Source organism: Pseudomonas sp. LBUM1649 (genome assembly GCF_059716155.1).
In genome coordinates this window covers 364,845-386,804 of the sequence record NZ_CP166807.1, presented here as the reverse complement: position 1 = coordinate 386,804, position 21,960 = coordinate 364,845, and the positions used below count along the sequence as shown (strand labels likewise).

At 60.6% G+C, this 21,960-nt stretch carries 17 protein-coding genes; 1 reads left to right on the top strand and 16 read right to left on the bottom strand.

The features are described from left to right. Positions 1–98: 98 nt before the first annotated feature. From mdoH to hutC, 15 genes are all read right to left on the bottom strand, one after another. The gene (gene mdoH / locus ACA058_RS01705) at positions 99–2,669 is read right to left on the bottom strand and encodes a glucans biosynthesis glucosyltransferase MdoH (protein ID WP_497637555.1); all 2,571 of its coding nucleotides are present in this window, start codon (positions 2,667–2,669) and stop codon (positions 99–101) included. Next, positions 2,662–4,479, bottom strand: a complete 1,818-nt coding sequence (locus tag ACA058_RS01700) for a glucan biosynthesis protein G (protein ID WP_497637554.1) — start codon at positions 4,477–4,479, stop codon at positions 2,662–2,664. The genes mdoH and ACA058_RS01700 overlap by 8 nt, the downstream gene beginning before the upstream one ends. A 320-nt stretch (positions 4,480–4,799) precedes the next feature. Next, positions 4,800–5,237: a D-aminoacyl-tRNA deacylase gene (dtd, locus tag ACA058_RS01695; protein ID WP_497637553.1), complete on the bottom strand. Its 438-nt coding sequence runs from the start codon at positions 5,235–5,237 to the stop codon at positions 4,800–4,802. Further along, entirely contained in the window at positions 5,234–6,205 is a 972-nt protein-coding gene (pip, locus tag ACA058_RS01690; RefSeq protein ID WP_497637552.1) for a prolyl aminopeptidase, read from the bottom strand. The genes dtd and pip overlap by 4 nt, the downstream gene beginning before the upstream one ends. A gap of 220 nt (positions 6,206–6,425) precedes the next feature. Next, complete coding sequence (gene hutG / locus ACA058_RS01685) at positions 6,426–7,226, bottom strand: N-formylglutamate deformylase (RefSeq protein WP_497637551.1); 801 nt, start codon at positions 7,224–7,226, stop codon at positions 6,426–6,428. Between the two features lie 10 nt (positions 7,227–7,236). Then, positions 7,237–8,442, bottom strand: a complete 1,206-nt coding sequence (gene hutI, locus ACA058_RS01680; RefSeq protein ID WP_497637550.1) for an imidazolonepropionase — start codon at positions 8,440–8,442, stop codon at positions 7,237–7,239. A 101-nt stretch (positions 8,443–8,543) separates the two neighbouring features. Further along, positions 8,544–10,076 (bottom strand): histidine ammonia-lyase, encoded by a 1,533-nt coding sequence (gene hutH, locus ACA058_RS01675; protein WP_497637549.1) that lies wholly within the window; start codon positions 10,074–10,076, stop codon positions 8,544–8,546. 131 nt (positions 10,077–10,207) lie between these two features. Next, complete coding sequence (hutH, locus tag ACA058_RS01670) at positions 10,208–11,731, bottom strand: histidine ammonia-lyase (RefSeq protein ID WP_497637548.1); 1,524 nt, start codon at positions 11,729–11,731, stop codon at positions 10,208–10,210. A 173-nt stretch (positions 11,732–11,904) separates the two neighbouring features. Then, positions 11,905–12,735: a quaternary amine ABC transporter ATP-binding protein gene (locus tag ACA058_RS01665; protein WP_497637547.1), complete on the bottom strand. Its 831-nt coding sequence runs from the start codon at positions 12,733–12,735 to the stop codon at positions 11,905–11,907. Then, a complete protein-coding gene (locus ACA058_RS01660; RefSeq protein WP_053153259.1) occupies positions 12,732–13,583 on the bottom strand; it encodes an ABC transporter permease in 852 nt (283 codons plus the stop codon). The genes ACA058_RS01665 and ACA058_RS01660 overlap by 4 nt, the downstream gene beginning before the upstream one ends. 70 nt (positions 13,584–13,653) lie before the next feature. Further along, positions 13,654–14,622, bottom strand: coding sequence for an ABC transporter substrate-binding protein (locus ACA058_RS01655; protein WP_497637546.1), 969 nt, complete (start codon positions 14,620–14,622; stop codon positions 13,654–13,656). A 69-nt stretch (positions 14,623–14,691) separates the two neighbouring features. Further along, positions 14,692–16,161: a purine-cytosine permease family protein gene (locus ACA058_RS01650; RefSeq protein WP_497637545.1), complete on the bottom strand. Its 1,470-nt coding sequence runs from the start codon at positions 16,159–16,161 to the stop codon at positions 14,692–14,694. Between the two features lie 143 nt (positions 16,162–16,304). Beyond that, complete coding sequence (hutU, locus tag ACA058_RS01645) at positions 16,305–17,987, bottom strand: urocanate hydratase (protein WP_497637544.1); 1,683 nt, start codon at positions 17,985–17,987, stop codon at positions 16,305–16,307. A gap of 494 nt (positions 17,988–18,481) precedes the next feature. Beyond that, on the bottom strand, positions 18,482–19,051 hold the full coding sequence (locus ACA058_RS01640; RefSeq protein ID WP_497637543.1) for a HutD/Ves family protein: 570 nt from the start codon (positions 19,049–19,051) through the stop codon (positions 18,482–18,484). Continuing rightward, on the bottom strand, positions 19,048–19,758 hold the full coding sequence (gene hutC / locus ACA058_RS01635) for a histidine utilization transcriptional repressor HutC (protein ID WP_162135916.1): 711 nt from the start codon (positions 19,756–19,758) through the stop codon (positions 19,048–19,050). The genes ACA058_RS01640 and hutC overlap by 4 nt, the downstream gene beginning before the upstream one ends. A 146-nt stretch (positions 19,759–19,904) precedes the next feature. Here hutC and ACA058_RS01630 point away from each other — a divergent pair, with 146 nt between their 5' ends. Then, the gene (locus ACA058_RS01630; protein ID WP_497637542.1) at positions 19,905–21,269 is read left to right on the top strand and encodes a formimidoylglutamate deiminase; all 1,365 of its coding nucleotides are present in this window, start codon (positions 19,905–19,907) and stop codon (positions 21,267–21,269) included. A gap of 114 nt (positions 21,270–21,383) precedes the next feature. On the opposite strand, the gene ACA058_RS01625 is transcribed toward ACA058_RS01630, so the two are convergent. Further along, the gene (locus ACA058_RS01625; protein ID WP_497637541.1) at positions 21,384–21,953 is read right to left on the bottom strand and encodes a lipocalin family protein; all 570 of its coding nucleotides are present in this window, start codon (positions 21,951–21,953) and stop codon (positions 21,384–21,386) included. Positions 21,954–21,960: the final 7 nt, after the last annotated feature.

The following is a 21,960-nucleotide window of genomic DNA, read 5'->3' as shown; positions in this document are numbered from 1 at the left end:
TCTGCGTCCCAATCAAAAGCCGAACGCGGAGCGTCCGTTGAGGCATTCCCACGCAGAGCGTGGGAACGATCAGCCCCGCCAGCCAGGGGGGCCCTTCATCATGCCAACTGCGGCTGCACGCTCAGCGGCTTGAGCGGCAACAGCGGTGCATGCGGATCGGCCTGGACCGACTTGCGCCACGCACCCAACCACTCAGGGTGACCTTCGCTCCAGACCTGCTGATGCAAGCGAGCCAATGCCACCGGGTCGCTCAGCAGCTGTACACGCTCATTGTTGGTCAGTCCTTCAGGCCCGACTTTCATCGCGTGCCGGACCCGCTCGACCCGCAGCCATTCGATCGGCTCGGCCTCACGGTGACGCGAGGTCGCCAGCGAACACGCCAGGGCGTTCTGCTGCGGATCGACCACCGAACGAACAAAGCCGTCGTTCAGCGCATGCCAGCGGTTTTCGTGGGTGTACTGGTCGGTGGCCAGCAGTGCCTGCGGCGGATTGTATTCCTCAGGGATCAGGAACAGGCTCTCGTCACGGGACTTGAGACCCAGGCCGACACGGCTGGAAATCACCGACACCGGGATCGACAACATCAGCGAACCGACGATCGGTACCAGCCACCACAGGAAGCTCGGGTTCAGCCAGATCACCAGCAGCGCCCAGAAGAAACCCAGCAAGGTCTGAGGACCGTGACGCTTGACCGCTTCGCTCCATGGCGTGGAGTCGTCGTCACGCTGCGGCGAGTTCCAGGTCGCGGCCCAGCCGAGGAACGCGGCGAGCACGAAACGTGTGTGGAAAATCATCCGCACCGGCGCCAGCAGCATGGAGAACAGCATCTCCAGCAGCATCGACAAGGTCACCTTGAGCTTGCCGCCGAACTCTTTCGCGCCCTTGGCCCAGATCAGGATGATGCTCAACAATTTCGGCAGGAACAACAGCACGACCGTGGTCGAGAACAGCGCAATCGCCTTGTCCGGGTGCCATTGAGGCCACAATGGATAAAGCTGGCGCGGTTCGAGGAAGTACTGCGGCTCCATCAGCGTGTTGACTGCCAACAGCGCGGTGGACAGCACCAGGAAGAAGAACCACAACGGCGCCGACAAGTAGGACATCACGCCGGTCAGGAACACGGCACGGTGCACAGGGTGCATGCCCTTGACCAGGAACAGGCGGAAGTTCATCAGGTTACCGTGGCACCAGCGACGGTCACGCTTGAGTTCGTCCAGCAGGTTCGGCGGCAATTCTTCGTAGCTGCCCGGCAAGTCGTAGGCAATCCACACGCCCCAACCGGCACGGCGCATCAGCGCGGCTTCGACGAAGTCGTGAGACAGGATCGCGCCGGCAAACGCGCCTTTACCCGGCAACGGCGCCAGGGCGCAGTGCTCGATGAACGGTTTCATGCGAATGATCGCGTTGTGGCCCCAGTAGTGGGATTCGCCCAGCTGCCAGAAGTGCAGGCCGGCGGTGAACAGCGGACCGTACACGCGGGTGGCGAACTGTTGCATGCGTGCATACAGGGTGTCCATGCCCGACGCACGCGGCGCGGTCTGGATGATCCCGGCGTCCGGCGTGGCTTCCATCAGGCGCACCAGACTGGTCAGGCACTCGCCGCTCATTACGGAGTCGGCGTCGAGCACGACCATGTATTTGTAGTCACCACCCCAACGACGGCAGAAGTCGTCGAGGTTGCCGCTTTTACGTTTCACACGACGACGGCGGCGACGATAGAAGATCTTGCCGAAGCCCTTGGCTTCGCGGCAGACGTCCAGCCAGGCCTGCTGTTCGGCGACGCAGATGTCGGCGTCGTTACTGTCACTGAGGACGAAGAAGTCAAAGCGATCCAGGTCACCCGTGGCTGCTACCGACTCGAACGTTGCACGCAGACCGGCGAATACCCGAGGCACGTCTTCGTTACAGATCGGCATCACCAGTGCGGTGCGCGCATCCTTCGGAATCGGCTCGTTGCCCGCGCTTTTGCCGGAGATGCGGTATTTATCGTGACCGGTGAGCAACTCGAGGAAGCCCATCAACGCGGTCCAGAAACCGGCTGAGACCCAGCAAAACAGAATCCCGAACAGAATCAGGATACTGGTCTGCAAGGCGTACGGCAGCACTTGCGTGGCGGTTTGCAGCAGCGGTTGGTGCAGGACTTCATCAAGGTCGACGAACGACCAGCCCTGGTACGGCATGAGGCCTTTCATGAACCAGCCGGCGACGATGGTCTGACCGAGCATCAGTACCAGCAGAATGTAGCGACGGATCGAACCGACCGTGCGCCAGCGCGCCGCCGGCAATACGTTCTCATCCTTCGGCGGCTTCGGCGGGTTGGTGCGGCCGGTCAGGCGACGCCAGCCACGCACCAGAATATTGGTGCGCCACGGTTCCGGCACGACCTTGGTCCGGCGAATCGGTGGGGTCGCCTTGAGGACGACCCGACCAGCGGCGTCGAGCGCCAGCATTTCGGCGTCCTGCAATTCCTCGGCGGTACTCAGGGTCAGGCGCTTGCCAACCGATGCCTGGGCGGCGTCGGTCGGGGCGTCAAATGTCGAAGACGACAAACGCTCGTGCAATTCGCTGAAGGACTGGCAGCCCGCGAGTTCCGCGCGCTGCTGGTCGGTCATCGGCAGATGTGCCAGATACTCGGAAAGCGTCTCTGGCTGTACTTGAGAATTACTCATCGGCAGGCAACTGGTAGCTCCAGGTCTCGGTCAGGACTTCTTCAGTCGGTGCCGATTCCGGTGTGGCTGGGGCCGCGTCGGCAGCAGCAGGCTGCTTGGCGTCTTTGTTGTTCGCCGTGTCCTTGGCATCTGCGACTGGCTTGGCATCGGCCTGCGTAGCTTCGGCTGCCTTCGCTTCCTTGTCGGTTTTTTCCTGCTGCTTGGCGGCGACCTTGTCGGCCTTGGCAACGGAGGAGTTCGACACTGGAAGCGAAGTCTTGGCCAGATCGGCTGGCACGATGCTCTGCACCAGTGCAGCACGCAATTCGGTGGCCTTGCCTGCGTCCTTGACCTTCATCCGCAGGGTCAGGCGCCAGCCCTTGGTCTCAGGGTTGTAGCGCACGCTGTTTTCCACCAGCTCGGCGTTGTCGCCGACGCTGACCTGGCTGCGAACGTCAGCATCTGCCGGCAATGCCGCCAGGGACGGGCCTTCGAAGTCCACCAGATAGGCAACGCTGCCGTCCGGCTGACGAATCAGGTTGGACTGTTTGACGTCACCGGTGGAACGCAAGGTCTGCTTGACCCAGGCACTGTCCGGAGCATGAATCGAGGCTTCGTCCATGGTCCAGTGCATGCGATAGGCGAAGTCCAGCGGCTGGCCAGGCTCCGGCATCGTTTCCGGGCTCCAGAAAGCCACGATATTGTCGTTGGTTTCGTCGGCGGTCGGAATCTCTACCAGATCGACGGAGCCCTTGCCCCAGTCGCCTTGCGGTTCAATCCAGGCGCTTGGGCGCTTGTCGTAGCGGTCGTCGAGGTCTTCGTAGTGACTGAAGTCACGGCCACGTTGCAGCAAGCCAAAGCCACGCGGGTTCTCGACCGAGAAGTTGCTCACCGCCAGGTGTTTCGGGTTGTTCAGCGGACGCCAGATCCACTCGCCGTTGCCGGCATGGATCGCCAGACCGCTGGAATCGTGCAGCTCACGGCGGTAGTTGAGGACTTTCGACGGCTGGTTGGCGCCGAACAGGAACATGCTGGTCAGTGGCGCGATGCCCAGTTTGCCGACCTTGTCACGCAGGAACATCTGCGCCTTGACGTCGACAACGGTGTCGCTGCCCGGACGCAAGGTCAGGCGATAGGCACCGGTCGCCCGCGGCGAATCCAGCAGGGCGAAGATCACCAGATGCTTGTCGCCCGGTTTCGGCTGTTGAATCCAGAACTCGCGAAAACGCGGGAATTCTTCGCCGGACGGCAGTGCGGTATCGATCGCCATGCCGCGAGCGGACAAACCGTAGACGTGACCCTTGCCGACCACGCGGAAGTAACTTGCGCCCAGCATGGTCATGATTTCGTCTTGCTTGTCAGCCTTGTTGACCGGGTACAGGACACGGAAACCGGCATAACCGAGTTGTTCGGTGGCCTTGGGATCGAACTTGACGTCGCCGAAATCGAAACGATTCGGATCGTACTTGATCTCTTCGACGGTGTTCGCCGTGATTTCGTTGATTTTCACCGGCGTATCGAAATGCATGCCCTGGTGATAGAACGACAGCTTGAACGGGGTCTTCTGATCGGCCCATTCGGCTTTTTCAGTCAGGAAGCGAATTTTCTGATAATCGGCGAATTTCATCTCGCGAAATTCGTTCGGCAGGTTACTGCGCGGAGCTTCGTACTTTTGCCCGGCCAGTTCTTTTGCCTTGACCGATACATCATCCAGACTGAATGCCCAAAGCTGGCCGGCGCTGAGCAGGCACAGCAGTGCCGAGCCCGCTACCAATGCGCTACGAAACCGTTTGGCAGTCAATTTTGGTGCGTTACAGGGACTAACAATCACGAGCAACCCTCGCCGAAAACAGATCAAAAAACCAACGGCCAGTTAAAGGGCCTGCAGGTATCCGGTACGAAAAAACCGGCCCTGCAGACCACTCTTGCCAAGTTGGCGAGCATTGTTCCGACTCCGCTGGGGCAAAATGATTCCCCAATCGGATTCGGACAAGTCTCTACCTAAGTCAAAATGGACCAACGAACGCTGATCCCCGTAGCGCGCGATTATCTAGTAGGCCGCGTTACAACGCATCAGGGGTAACAAAGTATTTATCGGGAAAAACGCCTGTTTTCAGTCCAAAAGCGCTTAAAAAGATGTTTCAAGCGCTTTCAGGTCTGTAACAGGAAGGTAACCGGGCCGTCATTGACCAGGTGCACCTGCATATCCGCGCCGAATCTACCTGATGCTACAGTGCCATGCACCTGTTTCGCTTTGCTTAATAGATAGTCGAAAAGCTCCTCGCCCAAGGCCGGAGGGGCCGCGGTCGAGAAACTCGGTCGCAACCCGCTCTTGGTGTCGGCGGCCAGGGTGAACTGCGAGACCAGCAGCAACCCGCCACTCACATCCGCCAGGGACAGGTTCATCTTGCCCTCAGCGTCGCTAAACACACGATAGTTAAGCAGCTTATTGAGAAGTTTGTCGGCGCTGGCCCGCGTGTCGTCCGGCTCGACGGCTACCAGCACCAGCAAACCCTGGTCGACCGCGCCGACCACCTGCCCCGCTACCTCGACTCGCGCGCCGCGCACGCGTTGCAGCAAGCCCTTCATGCTTCTTCAGGCGACAGGTCGAGCAAGCGCCGGGCCATTCGATCGGCAGCGCGTACCAATGCATCGGTGATCCCCGGTTCGGCGGCGGCATGGCCCGCGTCACGGATTATTTGCAGTTCGCTATTCGGCCAGGCCTGGTGCAGTTCCCAGGCGTTGTCCAACGGACAGATCACGTCATAGCGACCATGGACGATCACGCCAGGCAAGTGGGCGATTTTGCCCATGTCACGAATCAGCTGATTCGGTTCGAGGAAGGCGTTATTGGTGAAGTAGTGGCATTCGATGCGGGCGATGGACAACGCGCGCTGCGGCTCGGAGAATCGATCGACCACCAGTGGGTTCGGACGCAGCGTCGCGGTCCGGCCTTCCCACGTGGACCAGGCCTTGGCCGCGTGCATCTGGGCGATCTGATCGTTGCCGGTGAGTCGTTTGTGGAAGGCGCTGAGCAAATCGCCGCGCTCGTCCAGCGGGATCGGCGCAACATAGTCCTGCCAGTAATCGGGGAACAGACGGCTTGCGCCCGCCTGATAAAACCATTCGATTTCCTGCGGGCGGCAGAGAAAAATCCCGCGCAGGATCAGCCCGTGCACGCGCTCCGGATGGGTTTGCGCGTAGGCCAGCGCCAGGGTCGAACCCCAGGAACCGCCGAACAGCACCCACTTGTCGATGCCCAGGTGCTGGCGGATCCGCTCAAGGTCGGCGACCAGATCCCAGGTGGTGTTGTTTTCGAGGCTGGCGTGGGGGGTGGAACGACCGCAACCGCGCTGATCGAAGGTAACAATGCGGTACAGATTAGGATCGAAGAAACACCGACTCTGGGCATCGCACCCGGCGCCGGGGCCGCCGTGAATGAACACCACCGGCAAACCTTCCGGTGAACCGCTTTCGTCGACATACAGCGTGTGGGTCTCATCGACGGCCAGATCGTGCCGGGCGTGGGGTTTGATCTGCGGGTACAAAGTCTGCATTGCGCGCTCCGTAAGGGGTCGAGGTCATCCCTGGGGGGACTTCTATTATTCTGCCGTTGGGCATCATAAACCCGAATTACGTGAATGAGCATGTACTTGTAGGAGGTCGCTGATCGTTCCCACGCGCCGCAAAGGAATGCAGCAAGGGATGCTCTGCGTCCCAAGAGCGGACGCGGAGCGTCCGGGGAGGCATTCCCACGCAGAGCGTGGGAACGATCTGTCACCGGTAGTGCTTTTCGCCCCAGGCCAGCAGTCCTTGCAGCAGTTCCTTCAAGACCACGCGGGTCGGCTCGGCCAGATCCGGCCGATAGCGGAACGGCTCGAACTCTTCCATGTAGGTGCACTGGCCCAACTCCAGTTGCACGGCATGAATGTTTTCTGCCGGATTGCCGTAGTGACGAGTGATGTGCCCGCCCTTGAAGCGCCCGTTCAGCACATGGCTGTAGTCCGGGTGACCGGCGCAGATCGCTTCCAGCTGCGAAGCCAGCTGCGGATCACAACTGGCGCCGTTGAAGGTGCCAAGGTTGAAGTCCGGCAGCTTGCCGTCGAACAGGTGCGGGATGATCGAGCGGATCGAGTGCGCATCGAACAACAGCGCGTAGCCGAACTCGGCTTTCAGTCGCGCCAGCTCGCTCTGCAAGGTGTTGTGGTACGGCGTCCAGATCTGCTCAAGATAGGTGGCACGCTCATCCTTCGAGGGCTCCAACCCTTCGCGGAACAACGGGATACCGTCGAACAGTGTCGCCGGGTACAGACCGGTGGTGGCGCCGACATACAAAGGCTTGTCGTCGGACGGCCGGTTCAGGTCGATGACGAACCGCGAGTATTCGGCGGCGAGGGTGCTGGCACCCAGTTCGGCGGCAAAATCGTACAGCTGCGGGATGTGCCAGTCGGTGTCCGGCAGGCTTTTCGCGTCGGGGATCAACCCGGCTTCGACTGCAGGAGTCAGGCACACACCGGCGTGGGGCATGCTGATCAGCAGCGGCATGCGGCCTTGATTGAAGTTAAGAACCTTATCCACAACGACTCTCCTACAAGCTCATTTCGACGCCGTGACGCACGACGCGTTTTTCCAGGTCGCCGCCCAGCCAGTAGCACAGGTCGGCCGGGCGATCGATTTGCCAGGCAACGAAATCCGCGACCTTGCCAGCCTCCAGCGAACCGTGAGTGTCAGCCATGCCCAGGGCGGTGGCGGCCTGAATGGTTGCGCCAGCCAGCGCCTCTTCCGGGGTCATGCGGAAACAGGTGCAGGCCATGTTCAGCATCAAACGCAACGACAGTGCCGGCGAGGTACCGGGATTGAGGTCGCTGGCGATGGCGATTTTCACGCCGTGTTTGCGCAAGGCCTCCATCGGCGGCAATTGGGTCTCGCGCAGGAAGTAGAAGGCGCCGGGCAGCAACACGGCCACTGTGCCGGACTTGGCCATGGCGATGGCGTCGTCTTCGGTCATGAATTCCAGATGATCGGCCGACAGTGCGTGGTAACGCGCCGCGAGGCTCGATCCGTGCAGGGACGATAGCTGCTCGGCGTGCAGCTTCACCGGCAGACCCAGTTCCTGGGCAGTGATGAATACGCGCTCGACCTGAGCAGGGGAAAACGCCAGGTATTCGCAAAAGGCATCCACCGCGTCCACCAGCCCTTCGGCGGCCAGGGCCGGGAGCATTTCGCTGCAGATGTGATCGATGTAATCGTCGGCGCGACCGGTGTACTCCGGCGGCAAGGCGTGAGCGGCCAGGCAGGTGCTGCGCACGCTGACCGGCAGTTCGGCGCCGAGGCGACGGGCCACCCGCAGCATCTTGCGTTCGTTGGCCAGGTCGAGGCCGTACCCGGATTTGATTTCGATGCTGGTGACGCCGTCGCGCATCAGGCTTTTCAGACGCTTGGCGGCGCTGGCGAACAGTTCATCTTCGCTGGCCGCGCGAGTGGCACGCACGGTGCTGGCGATGCCGCCGCCGCTTGCTGCAATTTCCGCGTAGCTGACGCCTTGCAGACGCTGCTCGAATTCGCCACTGCGGTTACCGCCGAACACCGTGTGGGTGTGGCAGTCAATCAGGCCAGGAGTGACCCAGGCCCCCTTCAAATCGTTGACCGCCGGGTACTCGCCTGACGGCAGTTCACTGCGCGGGCCGACCCACTCGATGTGCGCACCGGACGTCACGATGGCCGCATCCTCGATGATCGAGTAGACGCCTTGCGCCATGGTTGCGACGTGGCAGTGTTGCCAGAGGGTTTTCATCCCTTAGTCTCCACAGTATTCAAAATCGAATCGCCAGCAGGCTGGCTCCCACAGAGGAACGCATTGCAACTGTGGGAGCCAGCCTGCTGGCGATGAGTCCATCACAGGCTAGGCAAAAGCTTGGTCGTGATCAGCTCGTTCAGGCAACGCGAAGCCAACAACTCAGTCGCCGCATTGATGTCTGGCGCAAAGAAGCGGTCCTTCTCGTAAAACGGCACTTCCTCACGCAGAATCGCCCGAGCCTGTTCCAGTTTCGGCGAGCTTTTCAAACCGTTGCGCAAGTCCAGGCCCTGGACCGCTGCCAGCCATTCGACAGCAAGAATCCCGCGGGTATTCTCGGCCATTTCCCACAGACGCTTGCCCGCAGCAGGGGCCATGGACACGTGGTCCTCCTGGTTGGCGGACGTCGGCAGGCTATCCACCGAATGCGGATGGGACAGCGCCTTGTTCTCGCTGGCCAGCGCCGCTGCGGTCACTTGGGCGATCATGAAGCCGGAGTTCACGCCGCCATTGGCCACCAGGAACGGCGGCAGTTGCGACATGTGCTTGTCCATCATCAGCGAGATGCGACGCTCGCTCAGGGAGCCGATTTCAGCGATGGCCAATGCCATGTTGTCAGCGGCCATGGCCACCGGTTCGGCGTGGAAGTTACCGCCGGAAATCACGTCGCCTTCTGCGGCGAATACCAACGGATTATCGGATACGGCGTTGGCTTCGACGGCCAGCACTTCGGCGGCCTGACGGAACTGGGTCAGGCACGCGCCCATGACTTGCGGCTGGCAGCGCAGGGAGTACGGGTCCTGGACCTTCTCGCAGTTCTCGTGGGAATCGGAAACTTCACTGCGCTCACCCAGCAGATCACGATAGGCGGCAGCGGCGTCGATCTGGCCTTTTTGGCCACGAGCGGCGTGGATGCGTGCATCGAACGGCGAGCGCGAGCCCAGCACCGCTTCAACGGTCAGGCCACCGAGCGCCAGGGCACCGGCGAACAGGTCTTCGCCTTCGAACAAACCGCGCAGAGCAAACGCGGTGGACACCTGAGTACCGTTAAGCAGCGCCAGGCCTTCTTTCGCAGCCAGGGTCAGCGGGGTCAGACCGGCGACTTTCAGCGCTTCGGTCGCTTCCATCCACTCGCCTTTGTAGCGCGCCTTGCCTTCGCCCAGCAGCACCAGCGACATGTGCGCCAACGGTGCCAGGTCGCCGGACGCACCGACCGAACCTTTCAGCGGAATGTGCGGGTAAACCTCGGCGTTGATCAAGGCGATCAGCGCGTCGATCACTACACGGCGGATGCCGGAGAAACCACGGCTCAGGCTGTTGACCTTGAGCACCATGACCAGGCGCACCAGTGCATCGCTGATCGGCTCGCCAACACCGGCGGCATGGGACAGCACCAGCGAGCGCTGCAGGTTTTCCAGGTCTTCGCTGGCAATGCGGGTCGAGGCCAGCAGGCCAAAACCGGTGTTAATGCCGTAGGCGGTGCGGTTTTCGGCGAGGATCTGTTCCACGCAGGCAACGCTAGCTTCGATCTGGGCAGCAGCGCTGTGGTCGAGGGTCAGTTTCACCGGCTGCTGATAGACATCACGCAGTTGGGCAAGGCTCAGTTGGCCGGGAATCAGGTTTAGCGCAGTCATTTTGTTCTCCTTTTGAGAGTTGTCTTCTTCATGAATGAAGAGTACTCACCAGACGCTCCGGAGATGTCCGTTGTCCGTCGCGTCTCGCCTGTAGGGGAGCCGCGCCTTGGCACGCTGGTGTTGTGGAAAAATCAGTGCAAATTCGGTAACGCTTTGTGCAGCAAAATCGGGTCTTTCAAAACGCTGGCAGCAGCGGCGATATCCGGTGCCAGCCAACGATCCTGGTCATAGGCAGGAACGCGCTCACGCAGCAGACGCCACGCCGCATCGGTGCCGGCGCCGAAGCGTTGCTCTTTCAGGAATTCAAACGCCTGGGCAGCCAACAGATACTCGATTGCGAGGATCTGCGTGCAGTTTTCCAGTACGCGATGCAGCTTCAGCGCGGCGTTGGTGCCCAGGCTCAGGTGATCTTCCTGCAGGCCCGAGGTGACGTAGTTGTCGAGCACCGCCGGTTGCGCCAATTGGCGGTTTTCCGCACACAGCGAGGCAGCGACGTACTGCACGATCATCATCCCGGAATTCACGCCCGGGTTGGCCACCAGAAACGCTGGCAGGCCGCTGACGTGTGGGTTGATCAAACGGTCCAGGCGACGTTCGGCGATGGAGCCGATTTCGGCCATGGCGATGGCCAGCAGGTCCGCCGCCAGCGCGACGGACTGGCCGTGCGGGTTGGCCTGGGAAACGACGCGGTAGTTTTCCGCGGTGCCCAGCACCAGCGGGTTGTCGGTGGCGCTATTGAGTTCGGTTTCGATCTGTTGGGTTGCGTGCACCAGTTGGTCACGTGCAGCGCCGTGCACCTGCGGGATCGAGCGGATGCTCAGGGCGTCCTGGGTACGAATGCCTTTGCTCTGGGCAATCACTTCACTGCCGTCGAGCAATCCGCGCAGGTTGATGCCGACCTGCTGCATGCCCGGATGCGGCTTGAGCGCGATGATCTCGGCGTCGAAGGCGTCAATCTGACCGCGTTGGGCTTCGAAGCTCATGGCGCCGATCACGTCGGCCCAATGCAGCAGATGCGCGGCGTCAGCAATGGCCAGGCAGCTCAGGCCAGTCATGCATGGCGTGCCATTGACCAGACACAGACCATCCTTGGCGCCAAGCTTGACCGGTTGCAGGCCTTCTTCAGCCAGGGCCTGCTGCGCGGAAACCATCTGTCCGCGATAGCTGACATTGCCGACACCCAGCAACGCGATGCCGATGTGGGCCATGTGGGTCAGGTAGCCCACAGAGCCCTGGGATGGCACTTGCGGGGTGATGCCACGGTTGAGCAGTGCCAGCAGTGCTTCTACGACCTGACGGTGCAGGCCGGATTTACCGTGGCTGTAGTTGACGATGGCCGCGCACATGATCGAACGAGTCTGCTCGTTAGTCAGGGGTGCGCCGACGCCACAGGCGTGGCTGAGCAAGGTGTTGCGCGACAACTGGCTGAGCTGCTCGTCCTGCAGCGACACGTTGCACAGCGCGCCCAGCCCGGTGTTGATGCCGTAGGCACGCTCGCCGCTGGTGACGATGCGCTGGACGATGGCCTGCGCGTTTTCAATCCGTGCCCAGACCTGCGCCGACAGCTCGAGCTGCGCGCCATCACGGGCGACTGCGACTACATCCTGCCAACGCACCTGTGCATCGGCGATAACGATTTTTTCAGCCTGGGACATTTCTAACCTCTTGAACCTGATCGTTCCCACGCTCTGCGTGGGAATGCCGCCTGGGACGCTCCGCGTCCCGATGTCAACGCAAGGCTCGAACCCTGCGCATGGGTGACGCAGAGCGTCACGGGATGCATTCCCACGCAGAGCGTGGGAACGATCATCACACCAAGCGGTGCTGTTTAAACCACCGCCGCCCGACGCTGCACGAACCGGTCGACATACTCATCCGCCGGCGAATGCAGGATCTCTTTCGGCGTGCCGACCTGGATCAGCCGGCCATCCTTGAGAATCGCGATGCGGTTGCCGATGCGCACGGCCTCGTCGAGGTCGTGGGTGATGAAGACGATGGTCTTGTGCAGGGTCTTTTGCAGTTCCAGCAACTGGTCCTGCATCTCGGCACGGATCAGCGGGTCGAGGGCACTGAAGGCTTCGTCCATCAGGATGATGTCAGTGTCCGCTGCCAACGCACGGGCCAAACCTACACGCTGACGCATGCCGCCGGAGAGCTGGTGCGGGTATTTGTTTTCGTAGCCCTTGAGGCCCACGGTGTTGATCCAGTGCAGCGCGCGCTCGGCGCACATTTGCTTGCTCTCGCCACGGATTTTCAAGCCGTAGGCGACGTTGTCCAGCACGCTCTTGTGCGGCAGCAGGCCGAAGCTCTGGAACACCATGCTGATCTTGCGCCGGCGAAATTCGCGCAGGGCTTCCATGTCGTATTGCAGGATGTCCACACCGTCCACCAGGATCGCGCCGCTGGTCGGGTCAATCAGGCGGTTGAAGTGGCGCACCAGTGTGGATTTGCCGGAACCCGACAGGCCCATGATCACGAAGATCTCGCCGCTGCCGATGCTCAACGAAAGGTCGTTGACGCCGACCACGCAGCCGGTCTCGGACAGTACTTGTTCCTTGGTTTTGCCCTGGCCGACCATGGCCAGCGCATCCTTGGAACGGCTGCCGAAAATCTTGAAGACGTTTTTGACTTCGATCTTGCTCACGGTTGCGTTGTTCATTTGCTCACCTCATGCCGTGGCCGACCATACGCCTGTGTAATGCGGTCGATCACCACTGCCAGAATCACGATCGCCAGACCGGCTTCAAGGCCACGTCCGACGTTGAGGGTCTGAATCCCCACCAGCACGTCTTCACCCAAACCACGGGCACCGATCATCGAGGCAATCACCACCATCGACAGGGCCATCATGGTGGTCTGGTTGATACCCGCCATAATGCTCGGCAGGGCCAGCGGCAATTGCACGCCGAACAGTTGCTGCCAACGGTTGGCACCGAAGGCGTTGATCGCTTCCATCACCTCACCGTCAACCTGGCGAATACCCAGGTCTGTCAGGCGGATCAGCGGTGGCGCGGCATAGATCACGGTAGCGAAAATCGCCGGGACCTTGCCCAGGCCGAACAGCATCAGCACCGGGATCAGGTACACGAAGCTCGGCATGGTCTGCATGATGTCCAGCAACGGCATCAGCACCGAACGCAGGCGATTGCTGCGCGCCGAGAGGATGCCCAGCGGAATGCCGATCAACACCGAAATGACCGTCGCCACCATCATCAGCGCCAAGGTCTGCATCAGCTTGTCCCAGAGGCCGACCGCCCCCACCAGGAACAGTAAACCGACGATGACGGCGGTGGTCACGACTTTACGCGTTGCGTGCCAGGCCACACCGGCCACGATCGCTAGCATCAGCCACCATGGCGCTGCACGCAGCAGGCCTTCGAGATTGACGATGGCCCACAACAGGGTGTCGGAGATGCTGCGGAACACATCGCCGTAGTTGGTCACCAGCGAATCGACCCAACCGTTGACCCAGTCGGCGATGGAAAAAGTAAAGCTTTCGGGAAACATAAGAGACTCTCAATCAAGGGGTTGCGATGCAGCGTCCGACTGCCGTTACCGACAGCCGGAGAGGCTGGACCTACAAGGCCGCGTCGATCTTCTTGGCTGCGTCTTCACTCACCCACGCATGCCAGACTTCAGGATGTTCCTTGAGGAAGATTTTCGCCAGCTTCGGCGAAGCGATCCGCTCCTTGGCCATGCGCCCAAGGTTCTGGTTCAACAGGTCGATCGGCAGGTTGACCTTTTCCAGCACGGCCACCAGTTCCGGGGCTTCGTCGTGGAAGGTCTTGGACAGGCCGACCTTGATGGTCACGCTCTTGTCCACGCCCGGTTTTTCTTCAAGTTTGACCAGGTCGACCTGGCCCATCAGCGGCGTTGGCGACCAGTAGTAGAACAGGATCGGCTCGCCACGCTTGTAGCTCGACAGCACGGCGGCATCCAGCGCAGGGCCGGTGCCTGGGCGGAAGTTGGTGTAGGTGCTTTCCAGGCCGTAGCTTTTCAGCATTTCGCTGTTATCGAGCTCACAGGTCCAACCGGCCGGGCAATTGTAAAAACGGCCCTTGGACGGTTCTTCCTGGTCCTTGAACACGGTGGCGTATTTGGCCAGGTCGGCGATGTTTTTCAGGTCTGGCGCCTTGGCTTCCAGCTTTCGGTTGGCGTCGCCTTCGATCACGTAGCGCGGCACGTACCAGCCTTCGACAGCGCCAACCACCGGAGCGCCAACACCGACGACCTTGCCGGCCTTCTCGGCCTTATTCCAGACCTCGCTGCGGCCGACCCATTCTTCGGCGAACACTTGAATATCGTTGCTGCTCAGCGCGTTTTCCATGGTGATGGAGTTGCCCGGCAGGCTGTCGGTCTTGCAGTCGTAGCCTTTCTCTAGCACAACTTGCAGCACGTCGGTCAGCAGCATCCCGCTTTCCCAGTTCAGGCCAGCGAATTTCACCGGTTTGCCCGACTCGCACCAACCCGCCGCCTGAGTGGCGCCAGCACTGGCCAGCAGGCCCATGGAAAGCAATGTGGTCAGCAGGGTCTTGTTCGATTTCATTGTAGTGACGCTCCTAATCGTGAATTGGCTTACGGCAGTCAAGAGGCATCCAGCCCTGTCCACGTCCAATCAGGCCTGCGCCGCAGCGCGACCGACGCTCAGTTTTTGTTCGACGACCGCGTCCTGCTCGACCGGCAGAATCAACTGATCGGGCACTGCGCCGTGCCATTTTTTCGCGCACACGTAATACAGGGCTGCGGGAAGCACCAGACCGATGATCCAGGAAATATCCACATCACCCAGGACAGCCACCAGCGGACCGGTGTAGAACTTGGTGGAGATGAACGGCAGCTGCACCAGCACACCGAAAACATAGACGCTGATACCGAGCAGGTTCCAGCGGCCGTAGCGACCGTTCGGATCGGCCAGTGCCGGCACGTCATAACGCTCGCGGGTGATGCAGTAGTAGTCCACCAGGTTGATCGCGCTCCATGGCGTAAAGAACGCCAGCAAGAACAGGATGAACGACTTGAACGCACCGAGGAACGAGTGCTGACCGAGCAACGCCATCAGGGTCGCAGCGCCGACGATGACCAGTACGAACACCAGACGCTGCAAGTGCGTTACTTTCAGGTCACCACGGAAACCGCTGATGATGGTCGCGATGCACATGAAGCTACCGTAGGAGTTAAGCGTGGAGATGGTGACCTTGCCGAACGCGATGCTGAAATACAGCAGCGCAGCGGTGGCACCGGTACCGCCCAAACCGACGATGTAGGCCACTTCGTGACCGGCGAATTGCCCATTGGCCGAAGCGGCAGCGAACACGCCGAGGATCATCGCCACCTGTGCGCCAATCACCGAACCTGCGCCAGCGGCGAAAAAGGTTTTCACCGAGGAAGTCTTGCTCGGCAGGTAGCGTGAATAGTCAGCCACGTAAGGGCCGAAGGCGATCTGCCAGGACGCCGCGAGCGACACCGCGAGCAGGAAGCTACTCCAGCTGAAGTGGCGGATTTCCAGCAGTGCGCCAACGTCAGTCTGGCTCATCAGACGGCTGAACAGGAAAACAAAGGCAATGACACCAATGACACTGGCAACACGTCCAATCCAATGGATCACCCGGTAACCGAGCACCGTGACCAGCACGATGACGCTGGCGAAAATAAGAATTCCGACACTGTCGCTGACGCCAAACAACTGGCCCAGCGCCTGGCCGGAAAGCACGGTTCCCGTTGCCGTGAAGCCGAGGTACATCAGACAGACCAGCACGATCGGGATGGCCGCGCCATAAACGCCGAACTGTACCCGGCTGGAGATCATCTGCGGCAGGCCAAGCTTGGGACCTTGCGCCGCATGCAGCGCCATTACGCCGCCACCGAGGAGTTGGCCGATCAGCAGACCGATCAACGACCAGAACACGTCACCGCCCAGCACCACGGCCAGGGCCCCGGTGACAATTGCGGTGATCTGCAGGTTGGCACCCATCCACAGGGTGAACTGGCTAAACAGACGACCGTGTCTTTCCGCTTCCGGGATGTAGTCGATCGAGCGTTTCTCGATCAACGGTTTGTTGCCTGCACGATCGCTGGTAACAGCCATGGTTCAACCTCTATGGATTGTTATTCTGGGTGGTGCAACCCCTGTAGGAGCTGAGCTTGCTCGCGATGAGGCCGGCAAATTCAACATCTGTGTCGGCTGACACATCGCCATCGCGAGCAAGCTTTGCTCCTACAGGGCAAGCATTACTTGCCGGTAATCATCGGCAGGTTCAGCCCTTGTTCCTTGGCACAGTCGATCGCGATCTGATAACCGGCATCGGCGTGGCGCATGACGCCGGTCGCCGGGTCGTTGTGCAGGACGCGCGCGATACGCTCGGCCGCTTCATCAGTACCGTCGCAGACAATCACCATGCCCGAGTGCTGGGAGAAGCCCATGCCGACGCCGCCGCCGTGGTGCAGGGAAACCCAGGTCGCGCCGCTCGCAGTGTTGAGCAGCGCGTTGAGCAGTGGCCAGTCGGACACGGCATCGGAACCGTCCTGCATCGATTCGGTTTCGCGGTTCGGGCTCGATACCGAACCGGAATCCAGGTGGTCGCGACCGATCACGATTGGCGCGGACAGCTCACCGCTACGCACCATTTCGTTGAACGCCAGGCCCAGCTTGGCGCGCAGGCCCAGGCCAACCCAGCAGATACGTGCCGGCAGACCCTGGAAGCTGATGCGCTCGCGGGCCATGTCCAGCCAGTTGTGCAGGTGGGCGTCGTCCGGGATCAGTTCCTTGACCTTGGCGTCGGTCTTGTAGATGTCTTCAGCGTTGCCCGACAGCGCAGCCCAACGGAACGGGCCGATGCCACGGCAGAACAGTGGACGGATGTAGGCCGGTACGAAGCCTGGGAAGTCGAATGCGTTTTCCACGCCTTCTTCCTGGGCCATCTGACGGATGTTGTTGCCGTAGTCGAAGGTCGGCACGCCCATTTTCTGGAAGTCGAGCATCGCTTTGACGTGCACCGCCATCGATTGCTTGGCGGCTTTGATCACTGCAGCCGGTTCGGTCTTGGCGCGAGCACGGTACTGGTCCCAGGTCCAGCCGGCAGGCAGGTAGCCGTTGAGTGGGTCGTGGGCGCTGGTCTGGTCGGTGACCATGTCCGGGCGCACCCCGCGCTTGACCAGTTCCGGCAGGATTTCTGCCGCGTTGCCCAGCAGGGCAATGGAAATCGCTTTGCCTTCAGCGGTGTATTTGGCGATGCGGGCCAGTGCGTCGTCGAGGTCGGTGGCTTGCTCGTCGACATAGCGGCTTTTCAAACGGAAATCGATGCTGACCTGCTGGCATTCGATGTTCAGCGAGCACGCGCCGGCCAAGGTTGCAGCCAGAGGCTGGGCACCACCCATGCCGCCCAAGCCAGCGGTCAGTACCCACTTGCCTTTCAGGTCATCGTTGTAATGCTGGCGACCCGCTTCGACGAAGGTTTCGTAGGTGCCTTGGACGATGCCCTGGCTGCCGATGTAGATCCAGCTGCCGGCAGTCATCTGGCCGTACATGGCCAGGCCTTTGGCGTCGAGCTCGTTGAAGTGTTCCCAGCTCGCCCAGTGTGGCACCAGGTTGGAGTTGGCGATCAGTACGCGCGGGGCGTTGGTGTGAGTCTTGAACACGCCGACCGGCTTGCCGGATTGCACCAGCAGGGTCTCGTCGTCGTTCAGGTTGGTCAGGCTCTCGACGATCTTGTCGTAGCATTCCCAGTTACGTGCTGCACGACCGATACCACCGTAGACCACCAGTTCTTTAGGGTTCTCGGCGACTTCCGGGTCGAGGTTGTTCATCAGCATGCGCAGCGGCGCTTCGGTCAGCCAGCTCTTGGCGGTCAGCTTGTTACCGCGGGCAGCGCGGATTTCAACGTCACGAAACTTAGTAGGTTTATTGTCAGTCACGAAAAAGACTCCTCAGCGATCAATCCAAACCAACCCTGGCGGTGGGTAAGCCAGCCTGTGCGCGTCAAAGCGACACAAGCGAATCAGTGGACGTTGCGGGGAGTCTCGATCGACTCATACGCATACGTCTTTACTTGTACATACAAGCATATGCAATCAAGCGGCCAACTTGTTGGATGGGCATTCAAGAAAAATTCTGAAATGGCTGGAGAGCGCCTGAATCAAGGGTTCTGGCGCATATGAAATTTTTCGAGGGGATTTTTTGAAGAGTGAGGGTGCTGTTACTTGAGCGTGGTTTTGCGCCACGCTGGGGCGTTCGGTAACAAAGTGGTGCGCGGAGGGAAACGGAGTTGAGTACTGCCTTTGTGGTGAGGGGATTTATCCCCGTTGGGCTGCGCAGCAGCCCTATTTTTTTGGGGCCGCTTCGCGACCCAACGGGGCGGTGCGACGTTTCGCTAAATCCCCTCGCCACATTAGATTTCTTCAGCAGTTAATCAGCGTGCGGTCAGTTCGATAACGCAGCAGGCGCCGTTACTGGAGACTTCCAGCAGACCGTTGTTACCGTCGAGTTGCAGGCAGTCATGGCGACCCAATTGCTGGGCACTGTTACCGACCTTAATTTCAAGCACTTCAGACACGCTGAAAATCAGCAGGGTCCCGGTCTCGCTGAAAAACCGCTGCTCGCCGCTCAGCCACTGCAATCGCGCGCTGTAACGCTGCGGCGCATAAATCAGGTTGAAATCGCGGATCGACCCACCAAGCAAGGTGCAGGAAACCTGGCTCTCACCGCTGAAGGCAAACGGGTCCAGCGGTAACAACGGCCGCATGACCTGACCATCAACCGACAAGGTCATGCCGTCACCCTGCAACACGGTGATGATCCGCTCGTACCCGGCAAAGGTGGAAAACCCGCCCGACTCGCCGATATCGGCAATCGACAAGCGCCAGCCGAAACCATCCAGACCAGTCCCGGCATCGCGGGTGATTTCTTCGGTACTGCCGCCGCCGTTTTTCCACGGCATGCGCGGGTAATCTTTGGCGCGTAAAACTTTCAAACTGCTCATTTATGAAAGCGTCCTTCCAGACGATGACGGGAACCGGGGTGGATCAAGCGAGCGGCGGTCACCGGCTGACGGCCGGACCAGGTGCGGCGACGGATCAGCAGGCACGGCTCGCCTTTTTCAATCTGCAGCAACTTGCATTCGGACGGCTCGGCCAGAATCGCCTCGACCACGTGCTCCCCTTCGGTCAGCGGCGCGACCTGGTTCAGGTAGGCGTACGGCGTTTGCAGGGTGAAGTCCTGCTTGAGGTAGTCGGGCGCCACCAGCGCGTTGACGAAACGGTCTTCGATTTGCACCGGAATGTCGTTCTCGAAATGCACGATCAACGAATGGAACACTTTCTGGCCTTCACGCATGTCCAGCGCCAGCGCGCGCTCGGAACCTGCAGCTTCTTCTTCCAGGGTGATCACCTTGCAGGTGTGACGATGGCCACGGGAGGCGATTTCGTCGGCGATGTTGTGCACTTCGAACAGGGCGGACTGGCTTTTCGGCTCAGCGACGAAAGTGCCGACACCTTGCATGCGCACCAACAGACCGTCGGCGGTCATTTCGCGCAAGGCGCGGTTGATGGTCATGCGGCTGAAACCCAACTGGCTGACCAGCTCGCTTTCCGATGGAACGCGATAGTGCGGCGGCCAGTTTCCACTGTCGATTTGCTGGGTGATCATCTGTTTGACGCGGGCGTACAAGGGCGCCGGACTGTCGCCCATGTTCGCGGCCAACGGAGAGACTGGAGGCGGAGTCGGCACGGTTAATCCTTGGTCGTTTGGTTGATGTCGCTAGCTTGCCGGAGTTTACCGGGCAGGCAAACGTCTGTATATGTATATACAAATAACACACGATGGGGTGCTGAACCATGTCCGCCTTCTTTGCCGAACGCGCGCTGCTGCCTAGTGGATGGGCCAACAATGTACGTCTTGAGGTCAGCGCCGATGGCGTCTTGACCCATATCCAGGCCGATTCTCATGCAGATGACGCCGAACGGCTGAGCGGTCCGCTGCTGCCAGGCATGCCGAACCTGCACTCCCACGCGTTCCAGCGGGCCATGGCCGGGCTGGCGGAAGTGGCAGGCAACCCCAATGACAGTTTCTGGACCTGGCGCGACCTGATGTATCGCCTCGTCGGAAAAATCAGCCCGCAGCAACTGGGCGTCATTGCCCGCCAGCTGTACATCGAAATGCTCAAGGCCGGTTACACCTCGGTGGCCGAATTTCATTACGTGCACCATGACAACAACGGCCAACCTTATGCCGACCCGGCCGAACTGGCCCTGCGCATCAGCCAGGCCGCCAGTGCCGCCGGTATCGGTCTGACCCTGCTGCCGGTGCTCTACAGCCACGCAGGTTTCGGTGGCCAGGCGCCAAACGACGGCCAGCGCCGCTTCATCAACAGCACCGAAAACTACCTCAAGCTGCAATCGCGACTGCAGCCGATACTGGCGCAACAACCCGCACAGTCCCTGGGTTTGTGTTTCCACTCATTGCGCGCGGTCACACCGCAACAGATCAGCGAAGTTCTGGCGGCCAGCGACAAGCAATGCCCGGTGCACATTCACATCGCCGAACAGCAGAAGGAAGTCGACGACTGCCTGAGCTGGAGCGGTCGTCGTCCTCTGCAATGGCTGTACGAAAACACTGAAGTCGACCAGCGCTGGTGCCTGGTCCACGCCACCCACGCCAACCCGGAAGAAGTCACGCTGATGGCCAGGAGCCGGGCCATCGCCGGCCTGTGCCTGACCACCGAGGCCAACCTGGGCGACGGGATTTTCCCGGCTGTGGATTTTCTCGCCCAGGGCGGGCGCATGGGCATCGGTTCCGACAGCCACGTGTCATTGAGCGTGGTGGAAGAGTTGCGCTGGCTGGAATACGGCCAGCGTCTGCGCGATCAGCGGCGTAACCGTTTGTATGGGGCAGACCAGCCGATGGTCGGCCGCACGCTGTTTGATGCGGCGCTGGACGGCGGTGCCCAGGCGCTGGGGCAACCGATTGGTGCGCTGGAAGTCGGCAGGCGTGCCGATTGGCTGGTGCTGGACGGCAACGATCCATACCTGGCGACCGCCACGGGTGACGGGATTCTCAATCGTTGGTTGTTTGCCGGTGGCGATCGTCAGGTGCGTGATGTGCTGGTCAATGGCCAGTGGGTAGTGCGTGACGGGCGCCATGCCGGGGAAGAGGAAAGTAATCGCGCCTTCACCCAGGTCCTGCGCGACTTGCTCGGCTGACACAAAACAACTGTGGGAGCGAGCTTGCTCGCGATGGCGGACTGTCAGTCAACATCTTTGTTGACTATGACGGCCTCATCGCGAGCAAGCTCGCTCCCACAGGGATATGTGTAATCAGTCGGATGTTTTCGCCATCTGCGTATCCGACGCCCGCCAGATCAGCCGCGTGGTGTCATAACCCTGCTGACGCGCCTTGCTCAGCAACTCTTCACGCACTACGCCGTTGACGGTCGGGGTGCGCGACAGCAACCACAGGTAACGACGGCTCGAGTCGCCGACGATGGCAGTCTTGTAGTCATCGCTGACGTACAACACCCAGTACTCGCCCTTCGCCAAACCCGGAATCAACCTTGAAAACCAGGTATCGAATTCGACCCACAACTTGTCGGTCTTGCCCGGTACTTGTGGATACGCCGTGCCCCTGACCTCTTCCCACTGCCACTGCGGCGTCAGGCAGCGATTCAACACCGCGACGTTACCGTCAGGCTTGAGCGTGTAGTGGGCTTCGGATTGCGCACAGTCGCGCTGGAAGTACATCGGCAAACGCGCCAACTCGTACCAGGTGCCCTGATAGCGCTTGAGGTTGACGCTGTTGGCAGTTTTTGGCGCCAACGAATCCTGGCCAGAACTGGCACAGCCGGCCAACACCAGGCCGGCAAAAAGCATGATCAATAACCGCTTCATTGTTTTT

Coding starts and splice junctions, on each gene's coding strand:
- ACA058_RS01640 (WP_497637543.1), bottom strand. CDS start 19,051: ATGAGCAGTTTGAAAGTTTTACGCGCCAAAGATTACCCGCGCATGCCG.
- ACA058_RS01665 (WP_497637547.1), bottom strand. CDS start 12,735: ATGAACAACGCAACCGTGAGCAAGATCGAAGTCAAAAACGTCTTCAAG.
- ACA058_RS01655 (WP_497637546.1), bottom strand. CDS start 14,622: ATGAAATCGAACAAGACCCTGCTGACCACATTGCTTTCCATGGGCCTG.
- mdoH (WP_497637555.1), bottom strand. CDS start 2,669: ATGAGTAATTCTCAAGTACAGCCAGAGACGCTTTCCGAGTATCTGGCA.
- ACA058_RS01650 (WP_497637545.1), bottom strand. CDS start 16,161: ATGGCTGTTACCAGCGATCGTGCAGGCAACAAACCGTTGATCGAGAAA.
- hutC (WP_162135916.1), bottom strand. CDS start 19,758: ATGGGCGACAGTCCGGCGCCCTTGTACGCCCGCGTCAAACAGATGATC.
- ACA058_RS01630 (WP_497637542.1), top strand. CDS start 19,905: ATGTCCGCCTTCTTTGCCGAACGCGCGCTGCTGCCTAGTGGATGGGCC.
- pip (WP_497637552.1), bottom strand. CDS start 6,205: ATGCAGACTTTGTACCCGCAGATCAAACCCCACGCCCGGCACGATCTG.
- hutI (WP_497637550.1), bottom strand. CDS start 8,442: ATGAAAACCCTCTGGCAACACTGCCACGTCGCAACCATGGCGCAAGGC.
- hutH (WP_497637549.1), bottom strand. CDS start 10,076: ATGACTGCGCTAAACCTGATTCCCGGCCAACTGAGCCTTGCCCAACTG.
- ACA058_RS01660 (WP_053153259.1), bottom strand. CDS start 13,583: ATGTTTCCCGAAAGCTTTACTTTTTCCATCGCCGACTGGGTCAACGGT.
- hutH (WP_497637548.1), bottom strand. CDS start 11,731: ATGTCCCAGGCTGAAAAAATCGTTATCGCCGATGCACAGGTGCGTTGG.
- dtd (WP_497637553.1), bottom strand. CDS start 5,237: ATGAAGGGCTTGCTGCAACGCGTGCGCGGCGCGCGAGTCGAGGTAGCG.
- ACA058_RS01625 (WP_497637541.1), bottom strand. CDS start 21,953: ATGAAGCGGTTATTGATCATGCTTTTTGCCGGCCTGGTGTTGGCCGGC.